The sequence below is a fragment of the Psychroserpens sp. BH13MA-6 genome (assembly GCF_052983595.1).
In genome coordinates, this window is sequence record NZ_JBRJGE010000007.1 from 134,150 (window position 1) to 146,971 (window position 12,822).

Sequence of the window (12,822 nt, forward strand, 5' to 3'; positions counted from 1 at the left end):
GTGTTAGTTAGATATTAAGGCAGATATATGGCTCAGTTTTATAAGCTAAAAATACAAGATATTTATAAAGAGACCGATGATTGTTCGGTCGTGACTTTTGAGGTCCCTGAGAATTTACAAGATGAATTCAATTTCAGACAAGGCCAGCACTTAACGCTAAAAGCCGATATAAACGGTGAAGATGTACGTCGTTCTTACTCCTTGTGCTCGAGTCCGAGAGATCATCAATGGAAAGTCGCTGTTAAGCAAATTGCAGGAGGAAAATTTTCAACTTTTGTAAATGAACAATTAAAATCCGGTGATTTTTTAGAAGTCATGGTGCCTAGTGGAACCTTTGGGGTAGATGTAGACCCTAACCAAGCGAAGAATTATCTTTTCTTTGCGGCTGGTAGTGGGATCACGCCAGTGCTTTCTATGATCAAAACGCATTTATATGCAGAACCAAATGCCACGTGTAAATTGTTCTATGTCAATAAAACGGCGAAATCCATTATCTTTAAGGAAGAGCTAGAGCAGTTGAGAAATACATTTTTTGGTCGCCTAGAAATTTATTATTTTCTAACTAAAGAACGTCGTGACATCGACCTTTTCAATGGAAGATTTGACGACGAAAAAATGGAGGTGCTGAGTAAAACATTTATTGATATTCCAGATACAAATGAAGTGTTCTTATGTGGTCCTGAACAGATGGTGACCTTTGTAAGTGATTACCTCATTCAAGCAGGTTTGCCCAAGGAATTAATCCACTTCGAATTATTCGTTACAGGATTGTCTGAGGAAGATATCAAACGGGCTGAACGACTGGCGAAACAAAATGTGGAAGGCGTGGAAGTCACTATCGTTGATGGTGGAAAAGAATTCCAGTTTACCATGACTAAAGAATACGACAATATTTTAGATGCCGCCTTAGGTGCTGGAGCCGATTTACCATTTGCTTGTAAAGGTGGTGTGTGTAGTACTTGTAAGTGTCAAGTGAAAGAAGGGGAAGTAGAAATGAAAATCAACTATGCTTTAGAAGAGAAGGAGGTAGCTCAAAATTATGTTTTGAGTTGTCAAGCCGTTCCTACTACAGAAAAGGTAATTGTCGATTTCGACGTATAGCATTTTAGAAGTTTGAAATGACCAACATAGGGTTGGTCTATTTGAAACGAACAACATATTGAAAAAGAAAACGTAAATCACAAAAAACAATCGTTATGAGTGAAGAACAAATTAAAAATTTAGAGGCCCATTTTGAAGCACGTATCGCACGTGACGAAAAGATTGAGCCCAAAGATTGGATGCCTGAGAAATATCGCAAAACGCATATCAGACAGATCTCTCAACATGCACATTCCGAAATTGTAGGAATGCTCCCTGAAGGAAACTGGATAACACGGGCACCATCTCTAAGACGTAAAGTAGCCTTATTGGCAAAGGTGCAAGACGAAGCTGGACATGGCTTATACTTGTATTCTGCTTGTGAAACTCTTGGAGTTTCGCGAGAAGAACTGTACGAACAATTACATTCAGGTAAGGCCAAATACTCAAGTATTTTTAATTACCCTACCTTAACTTGGGCTGATATGGGTGCTATAGGTTGGTTAGTTGATGGCGCAGCCATTATTAATCAGGTTCCTTTGTGTAACACGTCTTATGGTCCTTATGCACGTGCTATGATTCGTGTATGTAAGGAAGAAAGTTTTCACCAAAGACAAGGCTATGAAATCATGTTGAAATTAGCCAATGGAACCCCAGAGCAAAAGGAAATGGCACAAGATGCTTTGAACCGCTGGTGGTGGCCAAGTCTTATGATGCTTGGGCCAACAGATGACGAATCCGTGCACACAGCACAGTCCATGAAATGGAAATTAAAACGTAAGACCAATGACGAATTGCGTCAGCAATTTATCGACCAAACAGTACCACAAGCCGATATTTTGGGGTTGACTATTCCAGATCCAGATTTAAAATGGAATGAGGAACGCGGGAGTTATGATTTTGGTGCAATAGATTGGGAGGAATTTTGGCAAGTTGTTAAAGGTCATGGTCCAATGAATAAGGAACGAATGAAAGCAAGAGTTGGCGCATGGGAACGTGGCGCTTGGGTGAGAAATGCAGCAATGGCATATGCCGACAAACAACAAGAACGCAAAGAAAAACAAGCAGTTTAAATTTAAACAAGTGCGCAATTGAGTTAGAAAACACATCGCTCAACGAGTGCTTACTATGAAATACTAATGATTATGGCAACAAAAAACTGGCCGCTTTGGGAAATCTTCGTAAGAAGCAAAAACGGATTAGAGCATCGACATTTTGGTAGTCTGCACGCAGCAGATGCAGAAATGGCATTGGAAAATGCTCGGGACGTATACACCAGACGAAATGAAGGTGTGAGTATTTGGGTGGTAGAATCAAAACATATCACGGCTTCAAATCCAGAACACAACGGTGAATTATTTGAACCAGCGCAAGATAAAGTCTATCGCCACCCAACGTTTTATGATTTGCCAGATGATGTAAAACACATGTAATGAAGAACGAAAATTTATACACATACATTCTTGGTATCGCTGATAATAGCCTCATTTTAGGACAACGTTTAGGAGCATTAACAGGACATGGACCGAGTTTAGAAACAGACATCGCTTGTACCAATATTTCCCTCGATTTATTTGGGCAAGTAAGAAGTTACTATCAGTATGCCGCAAAATTGGCTGGTGATGGAAGATCTGAAGATGATATTGCCATGCTTCGCAAAGAACGTGATTATTTAAATGTCCTATTAGTAGAGCAACCAGATACGAATTTTGCTTATACCATAGGAAGACAGTTTTTGTTTGATGTCTATCATTTAGCATTTTTACGTGAATTGCAAAAAAGTAAGGATTTAACCTTGTCTGCCATTGCGAATAAATCAATCAAGGAAGTGAGTTATCACGAGAGGTTTTCATCAGATTGGGTCAGACGTTTAGGTGATGGGACTGATGAAAGCAAATTAAAAATGCAAGAAGCAATTTCAGATTTATGGATGTACACAGATGAATTGTTTCATCAAACAGAAGCCGATAAAGCTATGGTAGCTGAAGGTATTGGAGTGGATGTAACAACACTAAAAGAAAGCTACTATAAGAAGGTCGGTGACGTGTTACAAGAAGCCACACTAGAGGTTCCAGAATCCAAATACTTCCATAAAGGTGGTAAGCAAGGGATTCATACCGAGCATATGGGATACATTCTGAGTGAATTACAATATATGCAACGCGCATATCCCAATATGGAATGGTAATTAACAATATAAAAAAGAAAGAGTCGTAGTTACGTGATGACAACAGAACAACAAATTGATGAAAGATTAATACCCATTTTGGAACAGGTGTCAGATCCTGAAATTCCAGTATTGTCAATTATGGATATGGGTGTTGTGCGTTCTGCGGTCATTATCGATCATGTGGTTCATGTGGAGATTACGCCAACCTATAGTGGTTGTCCTGCAATGGACGTCATTGGTGACGATATTAAAAGCGCTTTGAAAGACGCCGGATATGAATCCCACATAGAACTCGTTTTGCATCCTGCTTGGACAACCGATTGGATCACTCCTCGAGGACGAAAAGCTCTGGAAGATTACGGCATTGCAGCACCTTTGGAGCCAGAAGCCGATAAAGATGTGCTGCTTCGAGGTAAGCGAAAAGTTAAATGTACCCATTGTGGATCCACAAATACACGATTGGTCAGTCAGTTTGGTTCAACCGCATGTAAAGCACAGTTTCAATGTGACGATTGCCAAGAACCATTCGACTATTTTAAATGTTTAAAATAACAATGGCGTTACCCAAGGGTCAGGCTCTCGGCAGTCGCTCTTTTCAAGGAGCTCCAACAAAGCCTCCATCCTTAACGCAAAACTAAAAATGGCAATGTATACATTGCATAAATAATAGGTATGAGCAATAATTCAATTCTATTAAAAATTGAAAACAGTGTCGCACACGTCACTTTAAATAGACCAGAGGTCTTCAACAGTTTTAATCGTGAGATGGCTCTAAAATTACAGACCATTTTAGATGACTGTAATGCCAACGATGAGGTCAGAGCCATCGTCCTTTCAGGAAGTGGGAAGGCATTTTGTGCTGGTCAAGACCTGAAGGAAGTCACGACACCTGATTTAAACCCTGGATTTAAAAAAATACTAGAGGAGCACTACAATCCAATAATTACAAAAATTAGAGCCATTAAAAAACCAGTGATAGCTGCCGTGAATGGTGTAGCTGCTGGTGCTGGTGCAAATATTGCCTTGGCTTGTGATATCGTGGTGGCTCATGAAAAAGTGAGTTTTATTCAGGCTTTTAGTCTTATTGGGTTAATTCCAGATAGTGCTGGAACCTATTTCTTACCACGGTTAATCGGATTTCAAAAGGCATCTGCCTTGGCCATGTTAGGCGATAAAGTTTCTGCAGAAGAAGCCGAAAACATGGGAATGATTTATAAAGTTTTGCCTTTAGAGTCCTTCGACCAAGACGTTCAAAAACTCACTTTAAAATTGGCAAATATGCCCACGAAAGCACTCGGTATGATCAAGGAATTGTTCAATGCATCCATGACTCAAACGCTGGAGCAACAATTGCAAATGGAATCAAAATACCAAATAGAAGCGGCTCAAAGTGATGATTATAAAGAAGGTGTGGCGGCATTCATCGAAAAACGACAGCCACAGTTCAAAGGAAAATAAAGACTTAAAATGACAACGAATTTATGAGAGTAGGAATTATTGGTAGCGGCACCATGGGAAGCGGAATCGCACAAGTTGCGGCTACCGCTGGATGCCAAGTAAAACTTTATGATACCAATCAAGCCGCTTTAGATAAAGCGAAAGCCGCCTTGGAAAAAATATTATTGCGTCTCATTCAAAAAGGACGTATCGATGCCACTGAAAAAGCAAGAATTCAGAATCATATAACCTATGTTGACAAGCTTCATGACTTGGCAGATTCTAATCTTACGATTGAAGCGATTGTTGAGAATTTGGATGTCAAAAAACAGGTCTTTTCTGAATTAGAAGGCTATGTGTCCTCAGATTGCATCATTGCATCCAACACTTCTAGTTTGTCTATAGCATCAATTGCAGCAGCACTCAATCAACCTGAGCGTTGTATCGGGATTCATTTCTTTAATCCTGCGCCTTTAATGAAATTAGTAGAGGTGATTCCAGCCATCCAAACGTCTAATGAGGTATTAGAAACGGCTGTTCAAACCATTACCGATTGGAAGAAAGTTGTTGCCGTGGCTAAAGACACACCAGGTTTTATTGTCAATCGTGTTGCGCGACCTTTCTATGGTGAATCACTGCGAATCTACGAAGAGGGCATGGCCGATTTTGCCACTATTGATTGGAGCTTAAAGACCTTAGGAGGTTTTAGAATGGGACCTTTCGAGCTTATGGATTTTATAGGTAACGATGTAAATTATACAGTCACGGAAACCGTTTTTACAGCCTTTTATTTTGACCCACGTTATAAACCAGCCTTTACACAAAAACGCTTTGCGGAAGCTGGCTACTTAGGACGAAAATCTGGTCGAGGCTATTACGATTATTCCGATAATGCCATCCCACCAAAACCAAGGGAAGACAAATTACTAGCACAGCAAATTTTTGATCGAGTCTTAGTGATGCTGATCAATGAAGCTGCAGATGCCTTGTTTTTAAATATTGCTTCGGCCGAGGACATCGATAACGCGATGACTAAAGGTGTTAATTATCCTAAAGGATTGTTACAATGGGCAGACGATAAGGGAATCGATTGGTGTGTAAAAAAAATGGATGAGCTCTACGCGATATATCATGAAGATCGTTACCGCTGTAGTCCGCTTTTGAGAAAAATGAATCAGGAACAACAAACGTTCTTTTAAATGAAAGGAGAACTAATTCCATATAAAATGTTACGTCAAGATGCGTTTAGCCAATGGTTAGGTATCGAGATTTTAGAATGTGAGGTCGGACGCTGTAAAGTGGCAATGACCATACGTAAAGACATGCTGAACAGCATGAATAAAGCACATGGAGGCATTAGTTACTCTTTGGCAGATACGGCATTCGGTTTTGCGGCAAACACGCATGGTAAATATGCCGTGTCCATTGAAACGAGTATCAATCATATTGAAGCCTTAGAAGAAGGAGATTACCTCGTAGCTGAATCTGTTATCGAAAAGGTCAATAATAAATTAGGATTTAATGTCATCGAAGTGAAACGCAATGACCAATTAGTAGCGCTATTCAAAGGCGTGGTTTATAGAACACAAAAAGACTGGGAAGATTAAATTGAACAACATGAAAAACGCATATATCATAGACGGCATTAGAACGCCAATTGGAAACTATAAAGGAACCTTATCAGCGGTCAGAACGGATGATTTAGCCGCCTTGGTTATTTCAGAAGTTGTGAAACGAAACCCTAGCATCCCGAAAGAAGCATACGATGACGTGATTTTAGGCTGTGCCAATCAAGCTGGTGAAGACAATCGTAACGTGGCTAGAATGGCAGCGCTTTTGGGAGGATTGCCATTTTCAGTACCAGGAGAAACGGTAAACCGATTATGTAGCTCTGGCTTATCAGCAATCATTCATGCGAATAGAGCAATCAAAGCAGGCGACGGTGATGTATTTATCGCAGGCGGTGTTGAAAATATGACGCGAGGCCCATATGTGGTGGCGAAGCCCTCAAGTGCTTTCGGAAATGATGCCAAAATGTACGACTCTAGTTTCGGATGGCGATTTGTAAACCCTAAAATGCAGGAATTGTACGGTATCGATGCGATGGGTATGACAGCTGAAAACTTAGTAGAAAAGTATGACATCTCGAGAGCCGATCAAGATAAGTTTGCTTATTGGAGTCAAATGAAAGCCACCAAGGCGCAAGAAAACGGTCGACTGGATAAAGAAATAGTCACTGTAGAAATACCACAACGCAAAAAAGACCCAATTAAGTTTTCAAAGGATGAATTCGTAAAACCTACGACGACATTGGAAATTTTAGGAAAACTGCGTCCTGCTTTTAAAAAAGATGGAAGTGTGACTGCTGGAAATTCTTCAGGATTGAATGATGGTGCCGCAGCAACAATTATTGCGTCAGAAGATGCTGTTAAACAATACAATTTAAAACCCTTGGCACGAATTGTAAGTTCAGCTGTCGTTGGAGTCGAACCTAGAATTATGGGTATTGGTCCAGTTGAAGCTTCTAATAAGGCGCTTGAAAAAGCAGGTCTTACCATGGCAGATATGGATATTATTGAGCTCAACGAGGCGTTTGCGGCTCAAGCCTTAGCGTGTATTAGAGCTTGGGGTTTGTCAGATGACGATCCGAGATTAAATCCTAATGGTGGGTCAGTAGCAATTGGTCATCCACTTGGTGTAACAGGAACTAGAATTGCCTATTCGGCAGCGCTGGAGTTGCAAGAGCAAGGTAAAAAGTATGCCCTAGTGACCATGTGTATTGGTGTTGGACAAGGCTATGCTGCCATTATTGAAAATATAAATTATTAAAGAGTTTTGGGCGTTACCCAAGGGTCGCGCTTTCACTACTCGCGCTTTTCAAGGCGCTCAAACAGACCGTTCAATCGCTAACGCAGGTGTCGGTCTTAAACAAGAATAAGAATGGATAAAATACAACATTACGTTCAAGGACAATGGACCACTGGGAAGGAAGAAGGTGCTCCTGTCCATGATGCCATTACTGGCGAAATATTCACAAGTGTGGCTGTTGAAGGATTAGATATTCCTGAAATCCTTCATTACGGAAGAACTAAAGGCGGTGAGGTTCTCAGAAAGATGACCTTTCAAGAACGTGGCAATATGTTGAAAAAACTGGCCTTATATCTTACAAAAAGAAAAGAACAGTTTTACGATTTGAGTTATCGAACAGGCGCCACGCGTGTCGATAGCTGGATTGATATTGAAGGCGGTTTCGGTAATTTATTTGCCAATGCGTCTCTCAGAAAACTATTTCCTAATCAACCCTATCATGTTGAAGGAGATCCTATAGATTTATCTCGTGGTGGCCGCTTTATGGCGCATCATATTATGGTGCCGAAAAAAGGCGTGGCTGTACATATCAATGCTTTTAACTTTCCGGTTTGGGGCATGTTAGAAAAATGTGCGGTTAATTGGATGGCTGGTGTGCCAGCTGTGGTCTTACCAGCACCTTCCTCCTCTTATTTAGCGGAAGCCGTTGCACGAGAAATCATCAATTCAGGAATCCTTCCAGAAGGTGCTCTGCAAATTATTAATGGAACCGTTAAAACGATATTAGATACTGTAGAATCTCAAGATGTGGTCACTTTTACTGGGTCTGCAAGTACGGGACGTTTGTTAAAAGCGCATCCACGATTGATTCAAGAATCAGTGCCTTTTACCATGGAAGCCGATTCGCTCAATGCTTCAATTCTCGGTGAGGACGCTGTTCCGGGAACACCAGAATTTGATTTATTCATCAAAGAGGTGCGTAAAGAGATGACGGTAAAAGCCGGTCAAAAATGTACGGCTATCCGACGTGTCATTGTACCCGAAAATCTTGTTGAAGATGTTCAGATGGCCCTTGGGAAAGCATTAGATAAAGTCACCATAGGTGATCCCAGACTTAAGGAAGTTAGAATGGGATCTTTAGTCAGTAAACAACAAGTGCAAGCGGTTAAGGATTCAGTAAATGATTTAGCCAAAGAGGCTAAGATTGTTTATGGCAATCTCGACCATCTCGAAACCATAGGTGCCGATGCTAATAAAGGTGCCTTTATAAGCCCTATTTTACTTCGTGCCGACCATCCGTTTCAAAACACCATCATTCACGAACGTGAAGCCTTTGGTCCAGTGAGTACGATTATGCCTTATAAAAATATGGATGAAGCTGTGGAATTAGCAAAAATGGGTAAAGGCTCATTAGTATCTTCCATAGCAACATTTAACGATAATATCGCCAAAGATTATGTGGTCAATGCGGCTAGTCATCACGGAAGAATCCTCGTATTAAATCGCGAAAGTGCCAAAGAAAGTACTGGCCATGGTTCACCCTTACCTTATTTAGTTCATGGAGGTCCCGGACGTGCTGGTGGTGGTGAAGAAATGGGTGGTATGCGTGGAATAAAGCATTATTTGCAACGTACTGCTATACAAGGATCGCCAACAACGATTACAGAAATTACAGGAATCTATCAACAAAAAGCCAAGTATAAGGAGGCAGAGGAACATCCGTTTAAGTACCATTGGGAAGATATTCAACCAGGGATGTCCATGAAAACGCATAAACGAACAATTACGGATTCGGACATCATCAATTTCTCCAATCTTACTTGGGATCACTTTTATGCGCATACCGATATTACATCTTTAGATGGAAGCATTTTCGAAAAGCGAACTGCCCACGGCTATTTCATAATTGCAGCAGCAGCTGGCTTGTTCGTGTATCCAAATAAAGGACCTGTTTCAGCAAACTACGGTTTAGAAGAGTGTCGTTTCTTACGTCCTTTGTATCATAACGATACCATTTATGTACGTTTAACTTGTAAGCAAAAAGTAGATCGGGATGTGGCGTCTGCCGAACATCCTAGCGGTATTGTAAAATGGTTAGCAGAAATTTTTGATGCGGATGATGAATTGGTCGCATTAGCAACGGTGCTTACCATGGTTCAAAAGAAACAAGAAACATTTGTAGAAATGACTGATGAAAAAATAGATGCTTGTTTATCGAAACTTTCAGAAGACATGAAGCCAAAATGGGGTATTATGACACCGCAACACATGATTGAGCATTTAGAATTTACTTATAAAATTGCTGCTGGAGAGATTCAAGATTTTGAGGTGGCGACACCAGAAAAGATCCTGGAAAAAGTACATGCGAGTCTTTACAATTACGAGAAGTTTCCGCAGAACACCAATTTCCCATTATTGGAAAAGGATACCTTAGCGGAGTTGAAGCATCCAGATTTGACTACTGCCATCGAAAAATTTAAAACACAAAGAGAAAAGTATTTAGAATTTTTCAAGGAACATCCAGATGCCACATTGAAAAACTTGGTCTTTGGAGAATTAAATAGATATGAGTCTTATCTCTTAGAACGAAAACATTTAAACCATCATTTCGAACAATTCGGATTGATATAATTAATTAGATAAAATATTTTGAAATATGAGTGAACCTTATGTGAAGTTAGATATCGATAATGAAGTAGGATATATAGAGTTTTTTCATCCTGCACATAATTCTTTGCCAGGTGCTGTTTTAGCAGATTTGTCTAAAACCATTACCGAAGCAGGACAAAATGATGCCATTAAAGTCATTGTTTTAAAAAGTGGTGGCGATCGCACGTTCTGTGCAGGTGCAAGTTTTAAAGAGCTAATCAATATTAATGATTCTGCAACTGGTAAAGTATTCTTTTCGGGATTTGCCAACGTCATCAATGCCATGCGCAAATGCCCGAAATTTATTATCGGACGTATTCAAGGAAAAACCGTGGGCGGAGGTGTCGGATTAGCAGCTTCAACCGATTATTGTATGGCCACCAAGTTTGCTGCAATTAAGTTAAGTGAATTGAATATTGGTATCGGGCCATTTGTTGTGGGACCAGCCATTGAACGCAAAATGGGATTAAGTGCCATGTCTCAAATCGCCATCGATGCTAATACATTTTATTCGCCAGAATGGGCGCAATCAAAAGGGTTGTATACTCTTGTTTATGAGAGTACGGAAGCCTTAGATGAGGCTGTTAAAACCACTGCAGAACATTTGTGTACCTATAATCCTGAAGCCATGAAGGAGATGAAAAAAGTCTTTTGGAAAGGCACAGATGATTGGGATGATCTTTTGGCAGAAAGGGCAGAAACAAGTGGGCGATTGGTGCTTTCAGAATTTACTAAAGAAAAATTAAAAGGATTTAAGTAGCATGATTTACAGTTTCAAGGGATTTATTCCGGTAGTTCATGAAAGTAGTTTTGTGCATCCATTGGCTGCTGTAACAGGAAACGTCATTATTGGTAAAAACTGTTATATCGGTCCTGGAGCAGCTATCAGAGGTGATTGGGGTCAAATCATCCTTGAGGATGGTGTGAATGTACAGGAAAATTGTACCGTGCATATGTTTCCAGGGAAGTCTATCGTACTCAAAGAAAGTGCCCATGTTGGACATGGTGCCATTATTCATGGTGCCAATTTGGGTAGAAATTGCTTGATAGGTATGAATGCTGTCATTATGGATGATGCCGATATTGGTGATGAAGCGATTGTTGGAGCTATGGCCTTTGTTAAAGCTGAAACGAAAATTCCGAAACGAAGTCTCGTTGTTGGTAATCCATCAAAAATTATCAAAGAGGTGAGTGATGAGATGATAGCTTGGAAGACCAAAGGCACTAAGTTGTATCAAAAATTACCTGCGGAGTGTCATGAAAGTTTAAAAGAAGTAGAGCCTTTAAGAGAGGTTCCAAATGAATTGAAATTACAAGATGATGTTTATCAAACATTGCGTGATTTTATGAAAAATTAAGGATGTCAAAATTTGAATTAAAAATGCCCAAAATGGGCGAAAGTATTACGGAAGGAACAATAATCAATTGGTTGTTGGAGGAGGGTGATACTTTTGAAGAAGGGGATATTTTACTGGAAGTAGCGACAGATAAAGTCGACAATGAAGTCCCTGCACCAGCAGCTGGGTCTATAATAAAATTGATACATCATGCTAAGGATGTTGTTCCAGTAGGAGAAGTGATTGCCGAACTGGAGTTGTCAGAAGCTACAGTAAGCAAATCCGACAAAACCACGAATAAAGAGCTTGAAAAGACCCCTAAGCCAGAGAAAAAGGCGAAAGTGAAACCTGCGATAAGTGCACAGTCTCACCAATTCAATATATCAAATTCCAATACCTTTTTCTCACCATTAATTATAGAGATTGCCAAAGCGCATCATATCAGCTTTGAAGAGCTAGCGAGAATTCCAGCAACGGGTCATGAAGGACGTTTGCGAAAAAGTGATGTATTCGCTTACATTGAGGATGGTCGACCTTATAAGTTTGCACAACCATCAGTCACAGATCCAACCGCTTATCGTATTCCGCAGTTGCACTTTGATAAAGGTAAAGGGAAGATTATTGAAATGGATCGCATGCGCCAAATGATCGCGGATCATATGGTGTACTCTAAACACACATCACCTCACGTGACAGCTTATGTAGAAGCTGATTTAACGAATATGGTAAAGTGGCGAAATGCAAATAAAAAGGCGTTTCAGGAGAAGTATGGTCAACGATTAACATTTACGCCTTTGTTTGTCGAGGCTGTTGCAAAGGCTATTAAGGATTTTCCAAATATAAATGCCTCAGTTGATGGCCAGAACATCATTGTAAAAGAGGACGTTAACATAGGTATGGCAACGGCTTTACCTAGCGGAAATTTAATTGTTCCAGTGGTAAAAAATGCCGATACAAAAAATTTACAAGACTTGGCAACAGATGTCAATGCGTTGTCTGAAAAAGCGAGAGCTAATGCATTGAGTGGCGATGATATCAAAGGAAGCACGTTTACCATCTCAAATGTGGGAACCTTCGGAAGCGTTATGGGAACACCAATTATCAACCAACCTGAAGTGGCAATTTTGGCTCTGGGAATTATTAAAAAAAGACCTGAAGTGATTGAAACCGATAAGGGAGATGAAATTGCCATAAGGAGTATGATGTATCTGTCATTATCGTTTGATCATCGTGTCGTAGATGGCTTTTTAGGAGGCAGTTTCGTACGACGTGTGGCCGACTATTTTGAAAAATTTGATTTACATAGAACTATATAATAATGACTGCTTTGGCAGACCTGAT

General features: G+C 40.2%; 13 protein-coding genes. All 13 read left to right on the plus strand.

What is annotated here, in order from left to right; all coding sequences use genetic code 11:
• Positions 1 to 27: 27 nt before the first annotated feature.
• Positions 28 to 1,101, plus strand: coding sequence for a 2Fe-2S iron-sulfur cluster-binding protein (locus ACU8DI_RS13765; RefSeq protein WP_447113366.1), 1,074 nt, complete (start codon positions 28 to 30; stop codon positions 1,099 to 1,101).
• A gap of 95 nt (positions 1,102 to 1,196) precedes the next feature.
• Positions 1,197 to 2,153: a 1,2-phenylacetyl-CoA epoxidase subunit PaaA gene (paaA, locus tag ACU8DI_RS13770; protein WP_447113367.1), complete on the plus strand. Its 957-nt coding sequence runs from the start codon at positions 1,197 to 1,199 to the stop codon at positions 2,151 to 2,153.
• A 72-nt stretch (positions 2,154 to 2,225) separates the two neighbouring features.
• Positions 2,226 to 2,513, plus strand: a complete 288-nt coding sequence (paaB, locus tag ACU8DI_RS13775) for a 1,2-phenylacetyl-CoA epoxidase subunit PaaB (protein ID WP_431137168.1) — start codon at positions 2,226 to 2,228, stop codon at positions 2,511 to 2,513.
• Entirely contained in the window at positions 2,513 to 3,268 is a 756-nt protein-coding gene (gene paaC, locus ACU8DI_RS13780) for a 1,2-phenylacetyl-CoA epoxidase subunit PaaC (RefSeq protein ID WP_447113368.1), read from the plus strand. The genes paaB and paaC overlap by 1 nt, the downstream gene beginning before the upstream one ends.
• Positions 3,269 to 3,304: 36 nt before the next feature.
• Positions 3,305 to 3,802, plus strand: coding sequence for a 1,2-phenylacetyl-CoA epoxidase subunit PaaD (paaD, locus tag ACU8DI_RS13785; RefSeq protein ID WP_447113369.1), 498 nt, complete (start codon positions 3,305 to 3,307; stop codon positions 3,800 to 3,802).
• 120 nt (positions 3,803 to 3,922) lie between these two features.
• A complete protein-coding gene (locus ACU8DI_RS13790) occupies positions 3,923 to 4,708 on the plus strand; it encodes an enoyl-CoA hydratase-related protein (protein ID WP_447113370.1) in 786 nt (261 codons plus the stop codon).
• Between the two features lie 23 nt (positions 4,709 to 4,731).
• Complete coding sequence (locus ACU8DI_RS13795) at positions 4,732 to 5,886, plus strand: 3-hydroxyacyl-CoA dehydrogenase NAD-binding domain-containing protein (protein WP_447113371.1); 1,155 nt, start codon at positions 4,732 to 4,734, stop codon at positions 5,884 to 5,886.
• Complete coding sequence (locus ACU8DI_RS13800; protein ID WP_447113372.1) at positions 5,887 to 6,294, plus strand: PaaI family thioesterase; 408 nt, start codon at positions 5,887 to 5,889, stop codon at positions 6,292 to 6,294. It abuts the gene before it with no gap.
• A 10-nt stretch (positions 6,295 to 6,304) separates the two neighbouring features.
• The gene (gene pcaF, locus ACU8DI_RS13805) at positions 6,305 to 7,516 is read left to right on the plus strand and encodes a 3-oxoadipyl-CoA thiolase (RefSeq protein WP_447113373.1); all 1,212 of its coding nucleotides are present in this window, start codon (positions 6,305 to 6,307) and stop codon (positions 7,514 to 7,516) included.
• A gap of 111 nt (positions 7,517 to 7,627) precedes the next feature.
• Positions 7,628 to 10,126: a phenylacetic acid degradation bifunctional protein PaaZ gene (gene paaZ, locus ACU8DI_RS13810; protein WP_447113374.1), complete on the plus strand. Its 2,499-nt coding sequence runs from the start codon at positions 7,628 to 7,630 to the stop codon at positions 10,124 to 10,126.
• A gap of 25 nt (positions 10,127 to 10,151) precedes the next feature.
• A complete protein-coding gene (locus ACU8DI_RS13815; RefSeq protein ID WP_447113375.1) occupies positions 10,152 to 10,904 on the plus strand; it encodes an enoyl-CoA hydratase/isomerase family protein in 753 nt (250 codons plus the stop codon).
• A gap of 1 nt (position 10,905) precedes the next feature.
• Positions 10,906 to 11,502 carry an acyltransferase gene (locus ACU8DI_RS13820; protein WP_447113376.1) on the plus strand — a complete coding sequence of 199 codons (597 nt, stop codon included), beginning with the start codon at positions 10,906 to 10,908 and terminating at the stop codon, positions 11,500 to 11,502.
• Between the two features lie 2 nt (positions 11,503 to 11,504).
• The gene (locus tag ACU8DI_RS13825) at positions 11,505 to 12,797 is read left to right on the plus strand and encodes a dihydrolipoamide acetyltransferase family protein (protein WP_447113377.1); all 1,293 of its coding nucleotides are present in this window, start codon (positions 11,505 to 11,507) and stop codon (positions 12,795 to 12,797) included.
• The last annotated feature ends 25 nt before the right edge of the window (positions 12,798 to 12,822 follow it).